Genomic DNA, 20,559 nt, shown 5'->3' on the forward strand with positions numbered 1-20,559 from the left:
GGACCGCGCTCACAGCGGCCTAAGACCCCGAGTCAACAAAAGCCGGGGCAGTCCCCGGGATCTCGTTGGTGGAGGGCATGGACCATGACTAGTGGATCGGCATGTGGGCATGGCGCTGGCTCGCTAATTCACGGTGAGGGGCGAGTTCGCGTGCACCATCGCCGAGGTCAGTTCCGGTCGGATGCTTCGTCCGGCCTCCGCCAAGGAGGACTGGCCGCCCGCGAGCTGGGGCGGTTCCTGGAGCGCCGAATACCCGGGATGCCATCCGAGGAATGCGGGTCGGCCTGCCGAACCTGACAGGCCGACCCGCTCCCGGAGCCCGCGTGCTGAAGGGCGACCGCTGCCTATTCATGGGTCATCCGGCCCCGTAGCACTTGGCCGCCCAGTATCTGTACACACACACCCCGTCCTACTGCCGACAGCAGAACGACTCAACCCGAACGAACCGGAATGGCCGCCAAGAGAAAAGTCATCATCAGCTGCGCCGTGACAGGCGCGATCCACGCCCCGAGCATGTCCCAGTACCTGCCGGTGACGGCGGATAAAATCGCCAGGGCGTCCCTGGAAGCAGCTACCGCCGGCGCCGCCATCGTGCACCTGCACGCACGGGACCCGAAAACCGGCCGCCCCTCGCAGGATCCTGCGCTGTTTCCGCCATTTCTGGAGAAGATCAAAGCCAACAGCGATGTCGTCGTCAACCTCACCACCGGTGGCAGCCCGACTATGACCGTGCAGGAACGGATGCGGCCGGCCTGGAGTTCCAGCCGGAACTGGCCTCCCTGAACATGGGTTCCATGAACTTCGGTCTGTTCCCGATGCTGGCGCGCTTCCAGAATTTCAGCCACGACTGGGAACCCGAGTACCTGGAAGGCAGCCGTGACGTTATCTTCCGCAACACCTACCGAGACATCGAGGAGATTCTTACCCGCGGGACGGAAAACGGAACCAAGTTCGAATACGAATGCTACGACACCGGGCATCTCTATAACCTGGCCTACTTTCACGATCGGGGACTTGCGAAAGGCCCCCTTTTTGTCCAGTCCGTCTTCGGCATTCTCGGCGGTATCGGCGGCCACCCGGAAGACCTGATGCACATGCGGCGCACCGCCAACCGGTTGCTGGGCAGCGAATACGAATGGTCAATTCTCGGAGCCGGCAAGAACCAGGTTCCATTGGCGGCCATGGGATCCTCCGTGGGCTCCCACGTGCGGGTGGGACTTGAAGACTCACTCTGGCTCGGGCCAGGCGAACTCGCAACATCCAGTGCCGCCCAAGTGGCAAAGATGCGCATCATCCTTGAACAATCCGGCTTTGACATCGCAACGCCGGACGAATCACGCGAGATCCTTCAGCTCAAAGGCAAGGACAACGTCAACTTCTAGCCTCGATTTTTCATAATGGCGCGACTGTCTGTTTTTCGGCGGATCCACGGTTGGCAACTAGTTGATTTTTCCGTCGAAGCTGATGGCGAAGGCGTTGAGCGTCGGCTTCCATCGTGCGGCCCACCGTGCCCTGCCTTTGCCTGTCGGGTTCTGATCAGTCACACAGGGTTCATGGGCCATATGTGGCAATGTTCTCCGAGTTCTCCGACCCCGAGTGGGACATGCAAGGATCGATTCTGGAACCAGAGGGACTTCTGCCACCGGAGTTAGAGATCTGGTGCCGGTTGTGGCGACCTTCGGCCCGTACCTGTGCCGCCCGGGGGACAGGTACGGGGCTCCAAAGCCCACCCGGTCCCAAGCTGCATGAACGTGGCGGAGTTCCACGCCCGGTGCCGCTCAAGTCAGTTCTGGCCGACCAGCATCGGCAATGCTCGTCTCCCGAGTGCACTTCCTGTTGGTTTTCCAAGCATGCTGCCAGGCAGTTAACAACGGCTTGCGGAAGTCGGGGATGGTCCAGTCCTACTTCGCCGTATAAATAAGCCATGCGCCTGACGTCCCGGCCCAAGCCCGTAGCTTTGTTCTCATTGCGCAGTTTCTTCGAAGACTTTCGGACCGCCGATTGAATCAAGGGCCCGGCGCATGCGGGTTTGGCTCTCTATAAGCCAATCAACCATTTCCGGCCAGCGAGCGGTGTCGGTGACGTGGTAGTCCGCCGGCCCATCAACGATCCTGGCGGCTTTACAACCGTCCATAAGGTCCCATTCCGCGGCGCGGCCGAGGGCGGCTTCGAAAATGTCCCGGTGCGCCATGGCTGCTTCGAAGCGCCGGGCGTTGAGGGTCGCATCCGGGTCTTCAAAGTAGAACTGGGTGATCATGCCCGCCCGCGTAAACGCCATCGAGAGCACCACACCACGTGCTCCGGTGGACGTATTGGCCCAGCTTTGCGTGCTCCGGCGGGCGCGGGTCCACGTCGGGTGCTTGGTACGGATTCGCTCGAGTGCGAGCGTCCAGAACTCTGCGTAGATGGCTGCTTTGCCGCCTGCCTCAGACGACGCCGATGTCGCGCGTCGCACCTGCTTCTCCCAGTCATTCGGCTGGGCGACCAACTCAAAGCTCGGTGCTGGCTCCGATCCACCGATTCGTACCACTTTGATGACCACGCCGAAGAACCGGGTGTTCTCATCGGTCCGCTCATTCAGCCAGTCGATTGCCGCTCGATGCTCCGGCCGGAATCCGGTTGTAAGCCAAATGATCGTTGTCGGGTCGGTTCCGGCGGCATAGGTAAGGATCTGGCCCAAGTGAGTATGGTCTGAGAATTCCAACTGGTTCTCGACGATGACAACGTCACCGGTTGCTTCGTCATACCCTTTCAGGTCGAGACTGAAGTCGCCGACCGGATGCTCGGCCGTTTCCAGGATGAGCTCCATCCCCAGAAGTTCACTCAAAACGTCGACATTCTGCAGCAGCCATGGCGTGAAGTGATGCGCCTCGTGCGGCCAAACCTCACGCGGCTGGACCTGAACAATGCGACCAAGCTGCGCCAAAGGGTTCACCGTCACGCGACCTCTTCCATAGATGAGATTGATTTCTTCATGGATTCTCCCATTGAAAAAGGTGAATGATGCATCGAAAATCGTATGCCGGTGCCAGTGTCTGCACGGCACCGGATGTTCTGCCGCCACCCGGGTACCTGATGGCCGGGCGCAGACGCGGCCCGGACGAGAAAGACTGGCTCCTGGCTCCTGGCTCCTGGCTCCTGGCTCCTGGCTCCTGGTATTAGGTGACTCGTTTTGGCCCGGTTCCGACTGAGAACCGGTCCTTGCCGCAACTGCCTGACATGCCATTTCGCCCTCCGGCACTCCTTGAGGCATTCCGAGCGACCAGCCGTCCATCTACGGGTCTTTCGCTGTGTCCGGCGATGCCGTGTGCGATGGTAAGTGGACCATCCATCTGGGGAGATATCGTCATGCCAGCTGTGCCCGAGGACCTACACGGAAGATTCGACGAGTGGAACGCGAAGGGTCGCCCGCCGCAGGAGGCGGAAAGTTCGCTATTAGGAAGGTCGCATGTCAACGCTCATGGCTTATCACGTCTTCCTCAGCGAACGATGACACCGAGTCAACAGGAACTGGGGCAGTGCCCGAAGGTGGGCAGGCAAACATAGCATGCCTAGAATCCCGCGGACCCCGGGTCAGTCAGCAGAATGAGGCAGGCCGGTCTGTTCTCCTATCGAATAAAGGGGTGCACGAGTGTCGGCCTCCGCAGGAGAGCCGGCCGTGCGTGCTTCTCGTCTCAGCAAGCTGAAGACGGGTTTGGCAGTGTCGGCTCCTTTCGGATATAGCTCTTGAGTTGTAGAACCTGGGGGTTGTATTATGGTTTAGGTGTGGAACGTTGACGTGGAGCTGGTGGAGCCGTGGCTGCTCGGGCTCGATCAGGACTCGTACGAGCAGGTGATCGCTGCGTTGGAACTTCTCGCCGAGCGTGGTCCGCAGCTTGGCAGGCCGCTCGTCGATACGGTGGTTCGTTCACGGCATAAGAACATGAAGGAACTGCGGCCCGGATCCAGCGGGCGCTCGGAGTTGCGGATCCTGTTTGCCTTCGACCCTGAGCGGCACGCGATTTTGCTCGTTGCAGGCGACAAAGCCGGTAACTGGAGCAAGTGGTACAAAACAAACATCCCAATTGCAGATGAGCTGTTCGATGATCATCTGAGGATTCTGAAAGGAGGATCGTAATGGCAAAGACTATCGAGGAAATCTTGGCCAAGCGGCCTGTTGACCGGGGGGCTGTGGACGCCCACAAGAAGCTCCTGCTTGATGAGGTCCGGGCCTACCGGCTTCGCGAGCTCCGCGAGGCATCAGAGCTGACACAGGTCGAGCTGGCTGCGCGTCTGCACGTCAGCCAGAACAGGGTGTCCCGCATCGAGCACGGCGACATTGACCGCGCCCAGGTCGATACATTGCGGAAATACGTCGAAGCGGTCGGCGGCCGGCTTCGTGTCGAGGTTGAACTCGGCGACGAACGGATCCAGATCGCCTGACCCGGCAGCCCGTTCCGATTACGTTTGAACAGCTTGGTCGTGTTCGCGAGAGGGTTCAAAAGTGAGAACAGGGGGTGTGTTGACAGTGTCAACACTCTTGCCGTCGGATCGGGTCGTACATCGGCCGGACTGGCTCGTACTCGGCATGTTTTCAGGAGTTCCCTTTGTTTCCAAGGCCCGGAATGCAGTTCGAGTCCCACCTCGGGCACAGCATTCCCCCCGTCGGAGGGGTTTTTGCTTTAACGTGTGTACAAAGCTTGTGACCGCGTGCCTCTGACGCTTGGGGTGCGGGCTGTTGCCTGGCCGCCGCGGTGGCCTATGAAGGTGTGTGGGTGGCGGGTTTAGGGTCCTGGCTGGTGGACCTTCCGCCTGCTGTGGGTGGGGTTATGCGGTTCCTCGTTCCGGTTCGGTCTGGTTGGTCGTGGATGTCCAACACCTGTTCATGGTTCAGGGTTCCAGGTAAGACATGATGAAACCGACTTTGGCGCGGAAGCTTCTTGGAAAGCCGCTTCGAGTCCTAAGGGGGAGCTGTGCCTGTCGGTTTGTCCTGCCAAAGGGGGTGTGGACACTGTCCACAATTACGTCTGCTTTATGGAAGTGTGCGGTCCGCCCCTGAGTCTTCGACGAACATGCCGTCAATGCGCGGGCGGGCTCGAACTTCGGAACCGTGTGATGCCGCTTGATGACCCCAATTTTGACCGGCCTCCCCTTGAACAGCTCCATTGCGATAGTGCCTGTTGTCCAAACTCCGCCGGGAGGTGATAAATCCGAGCCTCGAGATAAGAGCATTGAAGCAGTAGGGAGACAGGCTTAGTGCACGGAATCGGTACGCACCGTTCGAGAAATCTCTTGATCATCTCCATGCCCTCGTCTTCAGGAATTGCTCTTTTGGAGAGTCGGGGCGGGGCAGAATGCGAAATGTGTTCCGGGAGGGTAGGGCGTGCTTGTGCCATCTGGCAGGGTGAGGTGCGCTGAGGTTCTCTCGGGCACGGTGAAATCGATACGGAACTCCTCGTTGGCGATCTCCCACGCGACCTGGATGCGGCCGTGGGGGGAGATGAAGTGGAAGCTGGCCGAGGTGATGCCTCCGCCGGGGTGGGGTTCTATGTCGAAGCGTTCCCATCCGGCTGAGCCGGGGGCCTGCCGGAGGCCTACGAGGTATTCGTGGAGGAAGCGGATGACGGCTCCCTTGCTGTAGTGGTTGAGCGATTCGTGCGCGATACCGTGCTCGTCGACGCCTTCCCAGTCTTCCCAGACGGTGGTGGCGCCGCGTTCGAGCATGCCGAGCCACGACGGTGTCCCGCGCCGGAGCAGCAGTCGGTAGGCGAGGTCGGTGTGGCCGTACGCTGCGAGGACGGGAAGGAGCAGGCCGCTGGAGAGGAATCCGGTGCCGAGTCTGTCGTCGGCGTGGTGGATGAGCTGGACCAGGCGTTCGGTGGCCGCTTCCCTGAGGGAATCGGGGATGAGACCGAAGGCCAGGGCCCGGACGTAGGCGCCCTGGGTGTCCTCGCGGGTGTGCCCCTCGGGTGTGAGGAACTCAGTCTGCCAGGCGTCTCTGACGGCGGCCGCGATCCTGCCATAGTGATCTGCTGCTGCATCCCGGCCGAGAATTCCGGCGATCCGGCTGAGTGTCTTGGTGGTGCGGTACAGGAAGGCGGTGCCGACCTCGCCACGGTCCGCGCTCATGTAGGCGTAGGGATTTTCGGCCATGGGGTCGATGAGGGACCCGTCTGCCCGGCGGCGTTTGGGCTCGAGCCATTCTCCGTAGTGGAAGGGGGCATCCCAGATGTACTGCTCGTGGGGGAGCGGTGTCTCTGGGCGGGCGATCCGGGACGGGTGGCGGGCCGTCTTGGCGAGATGGAGCGCGTAGTCGACCCAGCGGGTCATCGAGTCCCAGCTTTCCGCGAGAAGCTCCGTGTCTCCGTACGCTTCGTAGATGGCCCAGGGGACGAGCACTGTGGCATCGCCCCAGCCGGCGGATCCGCCCATGACGCGCGAGGGGTTGCCGGGATGGTGCCGGATCCGTGCCGAGTCGGGGGAGAAGGCTGCGGGGAGCCCGTCCTCGCACTGGTCATCGCGCACGGACTGGAGCCATTTGCGGGAGAAGCCGTGGACGTCGTAGAGCATGGCGGCGGTGGGGGCGAAGACTTGGTAGTCGCCGGTCCATCCGGAGCGTTCGCGGGTGGGGCAGTCGGTGGGGACGTCCACGATGTTGCTGCGGAAGCTCCAGAGGGCCGCTTCGTGGAGTCGTTCCAGGTCCGGGTCGCTGCACGTGAACCACGCGCGGCGTGCGAGGTCCGAGTGGACGACGACGACCGTGAAGTCATCGATGGAGAGCTCGCGTCCAGGGTGCGACACGCGGACATAGCGGAAGCCGTGGACTGTGTGCCGCGGTTCGAAGATGCCGGGGCCAACCCCGGCGATGACGCGGTCGGTCTGGCGGAATTCGAGCAGCCCGCCTTGTGGTGTTTTCATGTTCAGGTGGGTGGTCGTCAGGTCGCCGCCGGCGTCGAGGTGCTCGCCGAACTCGAGCACCGTCTCCGTTCCTTCGGGCCCCAAGCTGGTGAGCCTGACCCATCCGGAGAGGTTTTGGCCGGCGTCGAGGATCGAGACCCCGTCCCGAAGCCGGGTCAGGGCCGCCGGCTTGCGTTCCTCGACGCGGCGCACGGGCGGGGCCGGTGACCGGGAAGGGGTAGGTGACGTGACGACGCCGACCCGGACCGGGCCGGGTTCGGCGCGGTCCGGATCGATGCGGAAGTCAGTGGTCTGACCCGTCATGAGGTCCGCCCGCACGATGGGGCTGGGCAGGGTGATCCAGTCCCGGTCGGTCCCCAGGGTCATTCCCGCACCGGATCCGAGGTCGATTTCGAGTTGGGCGAGGGCGGCGGTGGTGTTGCCCCAGACGTTCCGGCGCTGGGCGCCGCTGTTCCTGCCGCGGACCCAGCCGTCGGAGAGGACGACGTCGATCCGGTTGCCACCGGGGATGAGGAGGTCCGCGACGTCATACTTCTGGGCGTACAGGGTTTCGTCGTAGCTGGTGGAACCGGGTGCCAGTTCGATGTCTCCCACCCGGATGCCGTTGAGGAACACCTCGTAGACGCCAAGGGCGGTTGCGTAGAGCGTCGCTGCGGCGGGACGGGCGGGAAGGTCGAATGACCTGCGGAGGATGTAGGCCCCGCGCTCGTCCTGGCCGGCGGCTTCTTCGGACTCGGCCGGCGAGATCCAGGCGGCCGTCCATTTGACGAGCGCTGTTCCGGCGGGGGCCGGCGCCAGGTCCGGCGGGGTGATGAGCGTGTTGCCCATGGGTGTTTCAGCTCTCTTGTCGGTTGGCATTTTGGGGTGGCAGGTCGTTGCTCAGCGCACGGATTTGATCTTCAGGAAGATGATGAGGCTTCCCAAGAGAGCCAGCGCGGCGCCGGTGAGGTAGAGGGCGGTGTAGTTCTTCTCGGCCCCGGCCGCCCCCAGGACGATGATGAAGGGCGCCAGGAGGGGTGCTATTGCGCTGGGGATCCGTTGTGCGAATCCGACGACGGCGAGGTAGCGTCCGGCCTGTGCCCGGTCCGGTAGTACGGCGAAGATGATGGCTTGGTCCACCGCGCTGAAGAGGGCGATTGCGCACTGCATGATGAGTGCGCCGACGAGCAGGGTGATGAAGGAATGGGCGTAGGCTTCGGTGATGCCGCCGGCGAGGAAGAGCAGGCCGCCGAGAAAAGCGAACAGCCTGCGTCGACGGAGCTTGTCGGAGAGGAACCCGCCGGTGAGGGCGCCTGCGGTGGCGGCGACGATGCCGAGCATGCCGATCAGGGCGACGGTTCCGGCGACTTCCTTGATGGGAAGGCCCAGGCGCTGGGCGTAGAAGAAGCTGCCGAAGGTGGTGTTGAAGTAAAGGCCCATGAAGAAGATGAAGCGGCCCAGCCAGTTCCAGCCGAAGTCCGGGTGCTTGCGGGGGCTGAAGGTGTAGCTGGTCAGGAGGGCCTCGACGGTGACGGTGCTGTTGTGGACGAGGCCCACGGAGCTGCCTTCGCGCTTGACGAGCGAGAAGAGAGCCACCAGTGCAAGACCCACGAGGCCGGGGACAAGGAAGACGAGCAGGGTGCTGGAGGAGACGGCGTAGGCGATGCCGATTCCGAGGACGGGGGCGATTTGGGCCGACAGCCCGCTGAACGCCGAAATCTTGCCGCGCTGTTCCTCGGGAATCCGGTCGGCCTGGAGGTTCAAGATGGCCTGGCCCGCGGCCGCCCAGCCGAAGAGTCCGAAGACCCAGCCGAGGCCGATGAGGAGCACGCTGGGTGCCAGGGAGATGCCGAGGAGTCCGAGGATGCCGAGGAGGGCTCCGCCGATCATGAAAGGGGTGCGGCGGCCGAGGCGGGAACGAAAACGGTCGCTCCAGACCCCGACGAGGGGACTCGCGGCGATGGAGATGAACTGTGCCGTTCCGGTGACGTAGCCGAGCAGCTCTTCGTGGCCTGGGGCGAGCTGGGATATGCGGACGGCAAGTGAGTAGGACATCGGGACGATGAACGCCATCGCGACGCCGAAATTCGCCAACGATATCAGCGTCAGGTAGCTGGCACTGGCCTTCTTCAGCGCCGGCGCCTCGATGTCCGGGATACCGGCGGGGGGTCCTTGCCGGGAACCTGCGTCCGTGAGGACCGCGGATTCCGCTTCTTTGGGTGGTAGGTCCCCGTAGCTGGGCTTGACCATGATGACTCCTTTGTCTGGGTACGATGTGCGCGACGTATTTTTTGCTGCGGCAGGGATTGGTGACTGGTGGGGTGGGGGCGGCGGCGATGCCGCCCCCACGGTGAGCTTGTGGCTGCTATGAGCGCTGGGCGCCTGCGGGCATGGACAGCGCCGGTTCCTGGGTGAAATCAGGTGCCGCGGTTTGGTGCTGCCCGTTTTGTGCGGTGATTGAGCCTGGCTTGCGGCCGTGGAGGCCCGTCCATCGCTCGCGGAGCGCGAACGCGGCGGTCTTGGGCCTGCGGTCCCGGGTGAAGATGCCCTTCTTGTTCCCGTCCACACGGTGGATCGCGGGGCCGGTGCCGAAGTCGGCGAAGTTCCAGACGTGTTCTCCGACGAATGAGGGGATCCGGTCAAAGACACGGTGGTTCATGGCGAGGAAGCCTGCTTGGAATTCCTCGGTCCACGGGGTGTCCAGGACGGAGTGGAGGCCGGCGATGGTGTCGGCGCCGTATTCGCTCATCATGATGGGCTTGCCGTGCTTCGCGGCCCAGCGGCGCAGATCGGCCTCGAGGAGCTTCTCGGCGGTCTCGAGATCGCCGGTGGCGACGTACCAGCCGTAGTAGCGGTTGAGGGAGATGACGTCGACGAGGTCCGCGAGGCGGTCGTTCTCGCTCGTGGCGAAGATGACCGCCGTCGTGGTCAGCGGGCGCGTCGGGTCGAGCTCCCGGGTGAGCTTGATGAGCGGTTCGAAGTATTCCCTTGCCCCGTCCTCGTTGGAGGAGGGTTCGTTGGCGACGCACCACATGACGACGCTGGGGTGGTTCTTGTCCCGGTCGATGAGCTCACGTAGATGCTGGGCGTGCGCGGCCTGGGTCTGGTCGTTGATTGTCTCCGGGGAGAACGTGGGCCGGGGCGGCTGTCCCGTCAGTCCGGCCTCCACGGCGAGGTTGAGTCCGACGGCGGCGGTCTCGTCGATGACCACGATCCCGTGCCGGTCCGCGAACTCGATGACTTCCTCGGCGTAGGGGTAGTGGGAGGTGCGGAAAGAGTTTGCGCCGGTCCAGTCAAGGAGGCGGAAGTCGTGGACGAGGTAGGCGTTGTCGTGGCCTTTGCCGCGGATGGCGGTGTCCTCGTGCTTGCCGAAGCCGGTGAAGTAGAACGGCTCGCCGTTGATGAGGAACTGTTCGCCCTGGACGGCGACCGTGCGGATCCCGACGGGGAGTTCGTAGGCGTCGACGACGTGCCACCCGTCATGGATCTCGACCTCCAGGCGGTAGAGGTATGCTGCTCCCGGCCTCCACAGCACGGCGTCCTCGACCCGGAGCGTGCCGGAGTGTCCTTCGCCTGTGGCGACCGTGTTCCCTGTCTCGTCGATGAGCCGCACACTTGCGGGGGCCGGTTCGCTGGTAGCCAGTCGGTAGCTCACTAGCCCGGTGCCGCCGTCGACGACGTCCGTGGTCACCGTTATATCGGTGAGGTGCGACCGGGGGGTGCTGTAGAGCCAGACGGAGCGGGCAAGGCCGGCGTAGTTGTAGAAGTCGTGGAAGTGCGTCTGCCTTTCCTGCCCGTCGGCGCCGACGGTCAGCTTCCCGGGCGGGATGGTGATGTTGGTGAGCCGGTTGTCGACGGCGACGGTGAGGCGGAATTCCGTCCCGGGGGCAATGAGCCCGGTCAGGTCCGCTTCGAAGGGCGTGTATCCGCCGACGTGCTCCGCAACCAGAGTGTCATCGACGTAGACGGCAGCGGCGTGGGTTGCGGCGTCGAAACGGAGCACAATGCGCTGGTCCGACCAGCCGCGGGGGACGCGGACCGTGCGTTGGTACCAGACCAGGCCGACATGGTCGCGGATCTTCTGCTCGGCGAACAGGTCGTTGTAGCTGGCGGGGACGGCCGCTTCCAATCGGGTTTCGAGCCGTGACTTCCACGGCTCCGGGCCGAGCGTGCCGTCGAGGGCGAACAGCCACAGGCCGTCGAGGTTGACGAGTTCACGGGTGGCGGTTGCCAGGGGCTTCAGCATTGAAGAACTCCTTGAGGGTCAGTGGGCGAGGGCGCTGAGCGCGCCGGCCCGGGCGACGGATCCGAGCCAGGCGAGGCTCGGCTTGGGGGTGCGGACGAACGTCTGCCGGTCGACGCTCACGAGTCCGAAGGTGGGCTCCCAGTGGCCCCACTCGTAGTTGTCCAGAAGCGTCCAGTGCAGGTATCCGCGGACATCGATGCCGTCCGCGATGGCCTCGGACACGTGCTGGAGCGCTTCGCCGGTGTAGGCGATGCGGCGTTCATCATCGGCCGTGGCGATGCCGTTCTCGGTGATGAGTATCGGGATCCCGCCGGTGACTTCGGCGGTGTGGCGGATCGCGATGCCGATCGCGTCCGGACGGTACGCGGTACCGACCAGGGTGTTTTCCGGGCTGGCCGGGTGCGGTTCGATGCCGTCTTCGTTGACCCATTGGCTGGAGTACGACTGGACGCCCACGAAGTCATCGCCGGCTGATCCGTGGAGGTAGAGGTCCTCCCAGACGTATTCAAGTTCCCGTTTCTTCTCTTCGGCTCCGGGGCGTGCGACGAACGCCCGGTTCGCGATCGTCCAACCGACCTTGGCGTCCGTGCGGGCGCGGACGATGTCGCGGGCGGCCCGGTGCGCCTCGACCAGGCGGGCGCCGATCTGCGTATCCGGCGGGGAAAGCTGTGGCCGGGGATCCTGATCCACCGTAGGACTCTGCCAATCCTGCTGGGCGTCGGGGGCGGCCGTCATCATCCGGCGCATGGTCGCCATCATGGCGAGCATGTTCGGTTCGTTCATCGTCACGACCCAGGGGACGCCGTCCAGGATCGTGGTGGCCTCGGTGACATAGGAGGCGAACCGTTCGATCGCCCTCTCGCCGAGCCATCCTCCCTCGTCGGCGAACCACTGCGGGGTGGTGAAATGGTTCAGGGTCACGACCGGGGTGAGCCCGAGTCCGAGGGCGCTGTCGATCATCCGGCGGTAGTGGGCGAGCTCGGCGCGGGAGAAACGGCCAGGGAGCGGCTCGATCCGGGCCCATTCGATGCCGAAACGGTACGCGGTCAGGCCTGCGTCTGCAAGGAGCTCCATGTCCTCGGCGTACCGGTGGTAGCTGTCGATGGCGTCGCCGCTGGGTTCCATCCCGGGGACGGTCTGCTCCTGGAGCCACCAGTCGCTGTTGATGTTGTTGCCCTCGATCTGGTGAGGCGCGGTGGAGGCGCCCCAGAGGAAGCCGGGTGGGAAGTCGTTCATGGCAGTCTCTTTCTCCGTGGCAAGGCCGCGGATTCGTTGTTCATGGATTCATGGTTCGGATGATGTGGATGAGGTGCAGCCGCGGGCGGAGCGTCGGGTCCGCCGTCGACTTTTTCGGGGCTATCAACGGATTTGGGGAGATGCTTCACACCGAACCGCAGGAAGTGTTTACGCGATTGCCGCGCCGCACTTTGGATCGTTTCAAACTAAGTCCGGGCTGATTGCCCGGCTAGGCGGCTGACCAACCGCCGTCGCTGGGCAGGATGGCTCCATTGATGTTGAGTGAGTCCTCGCTCAACAGCCAGGTGATCGCTGCGGCGAGCCTCTCCGCCTCCGCGACGGGGGAGCCGATGGCCTGCATCAAAGGGAAGATCCGGCTGGCGGCGAATTCGCTGAGGACCGCTGCTTCGATGTTCGTGGCGACCGCACCGGGCGCCACGGCGTTGGCCCGCACGCCTTGGGGACCGTACATGAATGCCGTGTTTTTGGTCAGTCCGATGACCGCGTGCTTCGATGCCGTGTAAGCGGCACCTGCGGCGGAACCGCGGAGGGCTGCTTCGGAAGCGACGTTCACAATCGAACCGCTTCCTGACTCGATCAGGAGCGGCAGGGCGGCCCGCGTCAGCCGCATCGGGGCCGTGACATTGACGCGTATCACCCTGTCCCACGTCTCGTCGTCAAGCTCGCCGACGGGAAGGAAACCATCCATGATCCCCGCGATGTTCGCCAGCCCGTCGAGACGGCCTTCGCAAGCATCGGCGATCGCGTCGACCGTTCGGCTGTCGGTGACGTCGCCGACGACGGTCCTGACGTCCGCTCCGGGGAGTGATGTCTTGAGGTCGTCGAGCCGATCGGCGACCACATCGGAGACGATGAGCCGGGCGCCCTCTTCGGCGAGCCGGACGGCGGTGGCTCGCCCGATGCCGGAGCCGGCGCCCGTGACGATGATGGTCTTTCCGGCGAACCGGTCTTCAGCGGTCATAGTGATTCCTTTGCGTCGTTGCAGTTGATCGCGGGTCCACGTGCCGGCGACACGGGGAACAGGTGTTGCGGTGCGTTGCTCAGATCGTCGCGATGAGATCTTCGATCTTCTTCTTCGTGTCCATGGCGGCTTCGCCGGTGAGGGCGCGGAATCCCTGGGCGACTTCGTTGGCGAAGTCGAACGAGGGGTCCACGAGCCACTGCGCCCGCAGGCCGCTCCAGAGCGCCATCATCTGCCGTCCCGTGCCCATCGGGTCGAGCCCGGGACGGGCACGCCCTTCGCTCTGGCGCCGTTTCACGGCCGCAGCGAAGGCGAGGACGGCGTTCTCGTTGTGCTTCTTCATGTACTCGTGCGCCGGGTGCTCCGGGTCCGGGGCTTCCGCCTCGAGGGTGAGGAGGAGGCGGACAGTGTTCCCCTCCAGAAGCACCAGGCGCGCCGTCCCCGCGGGATCCCAGTCACCGGAGACAAGCTCGGCCGCCACGGACTCGGCCGTCATGCGCGAACCGATTTCCTCGTCTGCGAGCTCCATGGCCGCGACCAAGACGTGGTCGCGGGTCGGGAAGTGGTACATCAGCGCGGTCTCACTCATTCCCGCCATCGATGCGACCTCCGCGGTGGTCAGGGCCTTGTGCCCCTTCCCGCGGATTATCTCCAGCGCGGCCCGGGCAACAGCCGCGCGCCGCTCTGCCGTCTTGGCGTAACGCCCTCGTGTCTTGGTGGCCTGTTCCATGTGACCCACGTTACGTGAATTCTGAAGAGGCCACAAGATATTTCTTCGATTAGGTTGAGACCATCGAAATTGCCATCGCATTGGCAGTTCAAAAGTTGTAGTCCTTCAATTTTTGCGCCCAAGATCTGTTGTGCGGCGAGATTCGAGGAGAAGATCATCGGTAACGCGTGGGTCGCGGTGTCGTGGTTGCGGACCCTGCCATTTTGACTGTCTGGTACCGGACCTCCGTCAAGTTTGGGTGTCGGTCTGATATCCGGACAGCGGCTGGGCCGATGGGTCCGATCATCTGAGGATTCCGAAAGGAGGATCGTAATGGCAAAGACAGTCGAAGAGATTTTGGCCAAGCGACCTGTTGACCGCGTTGCTGTGGAAGGGCACAAGAAGCACCTGCTCGATGAAGTCCGGGGCTTCTGGCTTCGGGAGCTCCGTGAGGCATCGGACCTGACGCAGGTCGAGCTGGCTGCGCGTCTGCGCGTGAGCCAGAACAGGGTGTCCCGCATCGAGCACGGTGACATTGACCGGGCCCAGGTCGATATGCTGCGGAAATACGTCGAAGCTCTCGGTGGGTGGCTTCGTGTCGAGGTTGAACTCGGCGACGAACGGATCCAGATCGCCTGACCCGGCAACCCGCTCCGGCATGTTTGAACAACCGACGTAGGAGGCCTTATACGAGGCGATGGGCCGCAAGGGCTAAATCGCAGCGTTCGCTCCGCGCAACGAGGGCCTACCCCTGCGACGGGATCCGGTGCACCGAGTCCTCGGACTGGCCGCGAGGGACCGTTCAGAAAGAGGACGGCATGGATGGCTGGGAGGGTATTCCCTTCAATCTTCGATCACCTGTTTGGGCCCTCCGAATCGGACAGAGGGGCGCTACCGGCCTCCCCAGGCGGCAATGGCGCGTTCGACATAGGTTGTGACGCTGGCGTGTATGTCGGTTTCGGGGTCGAGGAGCCATTGCAGGCCCATGCCGTCCATCACGGCAGTGAATAACCGCACTTCAATCTCAATCTGCGCGGGGGAGAGGTGAACAATGTCGCCAGCTTCGACCGCTTCCTGCAAATGCCCGGCGAGGGTTGCCAGGTTCGAGGTGTAGCGCTGGGTGATGAACGCGTGGCCCGGGTGGGCCGGACTGGAGGCTTCGGCCGCGATAGTGGTGAACAGTTCGAGCAGGCCGCGGTTGTCCCGGTGGGCGGCCATGACCTCTGGCAACCGCCGGAAGTAGTCCAATCCACTGACATCGATGAGGCCGTTCTCCACGGTCCGTCGGTCCCATTCCTCCAGCACGGCCGTGAGCAGGCCTTCCTTGCTGCCGAAATGCTGGATCAGGGTGGCGTGGTTGACGCCGGCCAGCTCGGCAATCGTGCGGAGGGATCCGCCGGCGAAGCCGTGTTCGCCGAAGACGTCCATCGCGATGCCGATGAGCTGCTCGCGTCGGCGGACGCCTGTGCGGTAGGGGCCCCGTGTTCTGGTCTCTGCGGCTTCTGGCATGTCACTACTTTCTCATGACCATTGCCGAAATGTAACCAGTCGGTTAGTGTTTAAGTTCCACACGGCTCGTAGCCGCACGGGACCTCCTGACGGAACGCCGCACGCGTCAGCCCAGTCCCGAGACTCGCAGATGGGAATCCTTTAGATGAAGTACTCCGTTCTCGGACCGACCGGCGTGCGTGTTTCCCGCATCTGCGTGGGCACGGCGACTTTCGGTGTGGCACCGAGCGCACACGAAGCCGATAGCGTCGTGGGAGCGGCTCTGGATCTGGGCATCAACTTCTTTGACACCGCTGATGTCTACGGCTCGACCTCGACGTTCGACCGGCCCGGCGCTCCGCCGGCGGCAGAGCGGGCGTCCGCCGAGGAGATCCTCGGCCGCTCCCTGGCCGGCCGGCGGGATGAGGTGGTGCTGGCGACCAAGTCGGGGGAGCGGAGGTTCGATCCGGATGCCGGTCTCTCGCGCCGGTACATCATCCAGCAGGTCGAGCAAAGCCTGCGCCGGCTGCGCACTGACCGCATCGACCTCTATTACGCGCATTTCCCTGATCCGAACACGCCCCTGGAGCAGACCCTTGCCGTCTACGACGATCTGATCCGGCAGGGGAAGCTGCGGTATGTCGCTTTGTCCAACCACCCGGCCTGGCAGATGGCCGAGGCCCTGTGGATCGCCGATGACCGCCGGCTGGTCTCCGCACCCGTGGCTGCGCAGGTGATGTACAGCCTCCTGGACCGCAGCGCCGAAAAGGAGCTCGCCGCCGCGTGCGTGAGGTTCGGTCTGTCGATCATTCCCTATGCGCCGCTGCACGGCGGTCTCCTTGCCGACCTGTCGGTCCTGGACCGGCCGATCGCCGGAGGCAAGCGCTACGGCGGGCCCGGATATCCCGACGCCGAGATCGCCGTCGCCCGCCAACTCGACCAACTGGCCCGCGGGTGGGGACTGGGGATGCAGCAGGTCTCGCTGGCCTGGCTGTTGTCGCGCCCGGCCGTGGCATCGGTGATCGTTGGAGCCGAGACCGCCGACGAGCTCCGCGCCAACGCCGCCGCAGCAGATGTCGAGCTCACCCAAGAACAGCTCAATACGGTCTCGGCGCTAACTGCCGAGACCCGGTCCTGACCGGAAGATACGAGGAACTTCGGTGAAGTACTCACGCCTCGGCCACACGAGTGTCAGGGTCTATCAATGACCGAGTTGTGCCGACTATTCGATGATGCCGGAATCAAAGGGGCTTCTTGAAGAAGGTCGCGGCGTCCTCATAAGCCAGCGCACTGTAGAACCCTCCTGCCCGCCGGCTCGCTAGAGAGACATAGGCAGCGCCTTGCTCCCGCCCCCACAACTCGGCCTCAGTCATCAAGGCCTGCCCCACCCCCTGTCGTCGCACTTGCCCGGCCACCATAACTTCTTCGACCCAGGCAGTAATACCTTCAAGCAATGGCAGGGCTTGGCCACTCGCTACGACAAACTCGCACTCACGTATCGCGGAGGAACGGTTCTCCGAGCAGTCAGCATCTGGCTAGCCGCTTTAGGAGACACGCCCTAGGCCACTTTCGGGGGCGCCGGCACAGTTCGGCTTCAGGATTTGGAACTGGGTCGTCCAGGAATATGGCTGAGGATAGATTTGGAGAAGCCACCGTCGACACAAATGTCTTGGCCGGTGACATAACCAGACAGCGGACTCACAAGAAATTCGATCACGTTCGCAATGTCGATGGGATCGCCAATTCTTCCCAGCGGGATAATATCTTCCCTTGCCTTCTTGATTTGGGGATCTTCATACATTTTTTCCGTCATCCGGGTGTGAGTCATGCCGGGGGAGACCACATTCACACGGATTCCGTCAGGGGCCCATTCCAACGCGAGTGTCTGCGCCAACATCGTCAACGCAGCCTTGCTGGGGCTGTAAGCACCTGATCCAGCATGGGGTTGTTGGCCGGACATGGAGGAGGTGAAACAGGCGGCGCCGTTGCTGTCCTTCAAGTGCGGGTAACTCGCTTTGGCAAGAAGCCACGCGCCGCGGAGGTTGACGGAGAACATTCCGTCCCAGTCCTCAAGGGACAAGTCACAGATGGCAGCAGGGCTGGCGATTCCGGCGTTTGCTACCAACGCATCCAGGCCACCGAACTCCGCTACCGCAGCCTCTACCAGTTGACTTGGCACGTCGGGATCCCCGAGATCACCTGCCAGTGCGATGGCGGTACCACCCATGGACTGGATTGAACGAACAACCTGCTCTTGGCTGCTGTTCGATTTGTGTCCACATACGGCAATCATCGGGTGCACACCCCGGGCCAGAGCGGCCTCCGCGATTCTCACGCAGGTAGACGCGCCTATGCCGGTGCTTCCGCCACTTACCAAAGCTCTCATTGCACACATTTCCTTTTACCTGGGTTTCATATGAAGTCATTCTTAACTGAAGAGGGCCCACGGGCTGTAGAGCCATCCGTCTACACCATAAAAGTGGCAGTGGAAACTGATTTCATTATCTTTAGACACACATCGACTAGCCCGTCGCAACCTCGACCCAGGGGCTAAGACCCCAGATCCCAGCCTTGATTCTTAAGATCCTGCATTGCCTTATCGAATTCCTGCACGGGGTTCTCTTCGCGAATGATTTCAAGGACTACGTTATTGACGCCGCAGGTTTCCCTTACGGCTGTGCCCAATCCATTCCAGTCGATCACTCCGGTGCCGATTGGATCATGGCCCCAGGTTTCGGTGCCCGTATCAGAAATATGGACAAGTCCAATTGCTTCGTGGTGGGAGAGCAAGCCGTTTACGGGGTCTTCTCCTATGTAGGCAGCGTTGGCGACGTCGTACACAATCTTCACTGCTTCGTCGTTGATAGTGCTTACAACGCCTGCCAGATCCTGGATGGTAGGCGTGAAGCAGTAGGGAGTGTTTTCAAAGAGCAGTCGTGTGCCGGCCTGCTTGGCCAGCGGAATCAGATTTTCCAGACTCTCGTACATCCACCCGTAGGTCTTTTCGAGTGAAGGTGAAATCATGGGGCGTCTTGTGCCGGGGGATATCACGACTTCGGGGACATCCCAGGCCGCAGCCACGTCAATCACCGATTTGATGTGCTCGATGCTTTTGCGACGCATGTTGGCGCCCGGGCTGGCCAAGTTGATGTCATATCCACCGGCGTTCAGTGACCTGATGGTTGCGCCGTACTCAACGAGCCTCGCGCGAGTTGCCGAACGCTCAGGGGCGGTTATCTCATCCGGCCAGCAATGTGGCGAGCTGATCGGAACTTCAAAAGTTCTGTACCCACTGTCGACCAATTCAGCTATGGCATCAATCGCCGTAGATGACCATAGATAGGAAAATGTGTTAATGATCATTTGGTTCACGTGAAGGCATCCTCTCTTCTGTTCTTCGCCTATTTGTAAACGCGCTACGAATTTTGGTCCCTGCCGAGGGATCGCAAGCGCGAGCCAGGCGGCTCGACGAGGCCCGGGGGACACGCCCCCTTTTGCTTGGTCGAGCCGCTACGGCGGCTTGGTACCAGCGTGCCTACTAGGAACGCCTAGCCTCGTCGGTGGCATGCGAAGGAGCCACCAGCAGGTGCTCGCCTTCAAGTACCTCAGCGTCAGCAAGCGCCACAGTGGCACGGCCGGTACGGCTGCCGGTCTCGGGCAAGGTGAAGTAAACGACGAGGCACAGGGCGACGACGACAATCATGTAGACCGCGACAAGCATGGGCTGTCCGGCGCCAACGAACGCAGCGGCGATCAGTGGCGCTGTGCCGCCGAAGACGGCGATGACGATCTGGTGTGCAAATCCGATCCCGGATACACGTACCGACGCCGGAAACAGCTCGGCCTGAATGGTCGGGTAGACGGCCTGCCAGATACCGAGAACTACCCATCCCGAGGCTGATACCAGAACGTAGACACCAAAGCCGGGCTGGTTGAGCAGGAGCAGGAGAGGGTAGAAGAGGACGATCATGCCGATGGCACCGACGATGGGGAAGATTTTGCGCCGGCCGAGCCGATCGGACAGCGCACCGCAGATCGGCACGATGACAACGAGCAAGGCCAACCCGATAACATTCCCGGTCAGCGTGGATGCCAGGTCCCGGCCGGTGGTCAGTTTGGCGTAGGTGGGAAGGAAGGTGGCCCAGGTGTAGTAGGCCACGGCCGGGGCAGAGAGTGCAGCCGCCTGCAGCAGCGCCTTGGGATGTTCGCGAAGCAGGTCCATCAGGCGGGCCGCTGCGGACTTTTGATCGACAAGGGCCGTTGCCTCAAACTCGGGGGTCTCTTCTGCCCGTGCCCTCAAGATCAGGCCAACGACGCCGAGGATGCCGCCCGCGATGAACGGGACGCGCCAACCCCAGGCGGCCAGGTCCGCTGGGGCAAAGGCTGATGTCACCATTGCTGCGGCGCCGGTAGCTGCGAGAGTCGCCAGGCCGCTCGCCGTATTGGAAAATGAACCGAACAGGCCCCTGCGGTTCGCGGGGGCGTGTTCGACCATGAAGGCGATGGCGCTCTGCGCCTCACTGCCGGCCGAGATTCCCTGGAGGATGCGTGCCACCAGGAAAAGAATCGGTGCGGCATAGCCGATGGTCGCAAACGAGGGTGTGAGGCCGATGATCAGGGCGCCGACCGCCATTCCGGAGATGGACAGCGTCAGGATGCGCCGCCGGCCGAAACGGTCGGCCAGTGGGGAGACGATGACTCCGCTGAGCGGGCGCACAACAAAACCTACTGCGTAGGTGAGCAGTGCTGCGACTAGGGATGCGAACGGGGAATCGCCTGGAAAAATCTGTCCCGAGAACACAGCCGCGAGCAGGCCGTAAATGTACCAGTCGTACCACTCCACGAAGTGGCCAATCGTTCCTGCCACCATATTCACGTTGCGGCGAGGACGCTTGGACACGTCGGGATACTCCGAAGGGTCCGGCCTGCCGACGGCTTCTTTTGAGGTCTTCATTGAACTCTCCATATTTTCACATTTGCTGCGGAGGGGTAATGGGGTGAGGGCGCTTAATGCTTGCCCGA

Annotated in this window: 18 protein-coding genes; 6 read left to right on the top strand and 12 right to left on the bottom strand. The window is 62.9% G+C overall.

Annotation, left to right across the window (positions count from 1 at the left end; translation table 11 throughout):
* The first annotated feature begins 450 nt into the window (after positions 1-450).
* A complete protein-coding gene (locus QRN51_RS23435; protein ID WP_350225008.1) occupies positions 451-783 on the top strand; it encodes a 3-keto-5-aminohexanoate cleavage protein in 333 nt (110 codons plus the stop codon).
* 11 nt (positions 784-794) lie between these two features.
* Positions 795-1,382: a beta-keto acid cleavage family enzyme gene (locus QRN51_RS20440; protein WP_350225009.1), complete on the top strand. Its 588-nt coding sequence runs from the start codon at positions 795-797 to the stop codon at positions 1,380-1,382.
* Between the two features lie 581 nt (positions 1,383-1,963).
* On the opposite strand, the gene QRN51_RS20445 is transcribed toward QRN51_RS20440, so the two are convergent.
* Positions 1,964-3,064: a DUF4268 domain-containing protein gene (locus QRN51_RS20445; RefSeq protein WP_284991665.1), complete on the bottom strand. Its 1,101-nt coding sequence runs from the start codon at positions 3,062-3,064 to the stop codon at positions 1,964-1,966.
* A 714-nt stretch (positions 3,065-3,778) separates the two neighbouring features.
* Here QRN51_RS20445 and QRN51_RS20450 point away from each other — a divergent pair.
* Both QRN51_RS20450 and QRN51_RS20455 read left to right on the top strand, forming a co-directional pair.
* Positions 3,779-4,117, top strand: coding sequence for a type II toxin-antitoxin system RelE/ParE family toxin (locus QRN51_RS20450; RefSeq protein ID WP_284991666.1), 339 nt, complete (start codon positions 3,779-3,781; stop codon positions 4,115-4,117).
* Positions 4,117-4,422 carry a helix-turn-helix domain-containing protein gene (locus QRN51_RS20455; RefSeq protein WP_284991667.1) on the top strand — a complete coding sequence of 102 codons (306 nt, stop codon included), beginning with the start codon at positions 4,117-4,119 and terminating at the stop codon, positions 4,420-4,422. Before QRN51_RS20450 ends, QRN51_RS20455 begins: the two co-directional genes overlap by 1 nt.
* 873 nt (positions 4,423-5,295) lie before the next feature.
* Here the strand turns inward: QRN51_RS20455 and QRN51_RS20460 are convergent.
* The 6 genes from QRN51_RS20460 to QRN51_RS20485 form a co-directional block, all read right to left on the bottom strand.
* Complete coding sequence (locus tag QRN51_RS20460) at positions 5,296-7,725, bottom strand: alpha-L-rhamnosidase (RefSeq protein ID WP_284991668.1); 2,430 nt, start codon at positions 7,723-7,725, stop codon at positions 5,296-5,298.
* A gap of 51 nt (positions 7,726-7,776) precedes the next feature.
* Positions 7,777-9,126: an MFS transporter gene (locus tag QRN51_RS20465; RefSeq protein ID WP_284991669.1), complete on the bottom strand. Its 1,350-nt coding sequence runs from the start codon at positions 9,124-9,126 to the stop codon at positions 7,777-7,779.
* A 115-nt stretch (positions 9,127-9,241) separates the two neighbouring features.
* The gene (gene uidA / locus QRN51_RS20470) at positions 9,242-11,122 is read right to left on the bottom strand and encodes a beta-glucuronidase (protein WP_284991670.1); all 1,881 of its coding nucleotides are present in this window, start codon (positions 11,120-11,122) and stop codon (positions 9,242-9,244) included.
* A gap of 18 nt (positions 11,123-11,140) precedes the next feature.
* Positions 11,141-12,358 (bottom strand): glycoside hydrolase family 1 protein, encoded by a 1,218-nt coding sequence (locus QRN51_RS20475; RefSeq protein WP_284991671.1) that lies wholly within the window; start codon positions 12,356-12,358, stop codon positions 11,141-11,143.
* A 229-nt stretch (positions 12,359-12,587) separates the two neighbouring features.
* Positions 12,588-13,340 (bottom strand): SDR family NAD(P)-dependent oxidoreductase, encoded by a 753-nt coding sequence (locus tag QRN51_RS20480; protein ID WP_284991672.1) that lies wholly within the window; start codon positions 13,338-13,340, stop codon positions 12,588-12,590.
* A gap of 79 nt (positions 13,341-13,419) precedes the next feature.
* Positions 13,420-14,070 carry a TetR family transcriptional regulator gene (locus QRN51_RS20485; RefSeq protein WP_284991673.1) on the bottom strand — a complete coding sequence of 217 codons (651 nt, stop codon included), beginning with the start codon at positions 14,068-14,070 and terminating at the stop codon, positions 13,420-13,422.
* 312 nt (positions 14,071-14,382) lie between these two features.
* On the opposite strand from QRN51_RS20485, the gene QRN51_RS20490 reads away from it, so the two are divergent.
* Positions 14,383-14,688: a helix-turn-helix domain-containing protein gene (locus QRN51_RS20490; protein WP_284991674.1), complete on the top strand. Its 306-nt coding sequence runs from the start codon at positions 14,383-14,385 to the stop codon at positions 14,686-14,688.
* A 252-nt stretch (positions 14,689-14,940) separates the two neighbouring features.
* Here QRN51_RS20490 and QRN51_RS20495 read toward each other — a convergent pair whose 3' ends face one another.
* Positions 14,941-15,558, bottom strand: coding sequence for a TetR/AcrR family transcriptional regulator (locus QRN51_RS20495; protein WP_284991675.1), 618 nt, complete (start codon positions 15,556-15,558; stop codon positions 14,941-14,943).
* A gap of 145 nt (positions 15,559-15,703) precedes the next feature.
* Here QRN51_RS20495 and QRN51_RS20500 point away from each other — a divergent pair, with 145 nt between their 5' ends.
* Positions 15,704-16,675 carry an aldo/keto reductase gene (locus QRN51_RS20500; RefSeq protein WP_284991676.1) on the top strand — a complete coding sequence of 324 codons (972 nt, stop codon included), beginning with the start codon at positions 15,704-15,706 and terminating at the stop codon, positions 16,673-16,675.
* A gap of 103 nt (positions 16,676-16,778) precedes the next feature.
* On the opposite strand, the gene QRN51_RS20505 is transcribed toward QRN51_RS20500, so the two are convergent.
* The 4 genes from QRN51_RS20505 to QRN51_RS20525 form a co-directional block, all read right to left on the bottom strand.
* Entirely contained in the window at positions 16,779-17,036 is a 258-nt protein-coding gene (locus QRN51_RS20505; RefSeq protein WP_502870888.1) for a GNAT family N-acetyltransferase, read from the bottom strand.
* Positions 17,037-17,131: 95 nt separating this feature from the next.
* Entirely contained in the window at positions 17,132-17,923 is a 792-nt protein-coding gene (locus tag QRN51_RS20515; protein WP_284991678.1) for an SDR family NAD(P)-dependent oxidoreductase, read from the bottom strand.
* A gap of 164 nt (positions 17,924-18,087) precedes the next feature.
* The gene (locus QRN51_RS20520) at positions 18,088-18,900 is read right to left on the bottom strand and encodes a sugar phosphate isomerase/epimerase family protein (RefSeq protein ID WP_059389060.1); all 813 of its coding nucleotides are present in this window, start codon (positions 18,898-18,900) and stop codon (positions 18,088-18,090) included.
* 175 nt (positions 18,901-19,075) lie between these two features.
* The gene (locus tag QRN51_RS20525; RefSeq protein WP_284991679.1) at positions 19,076-20,491 is read right to left on the bottom strand and encodes an MFS transporter; all 1,416 of its coding nucleotides are present in this window, start codon (positions 20,489-20,491) and stop codon (positions 19,076-19,078) included.
* Positions 20,492-20,559 lie beyond the last annotated feature (68 nt).

The sequence above is a fragment of the Arthrobacter sp. efr-133-TYG-120 genome, assembly GCF_030209785.1.
Classification (GTDB): Bacteria; Actinomycetota; Actinomycetes; order Actinomycetales; family Micrococcaceae; genus Arthrobacter.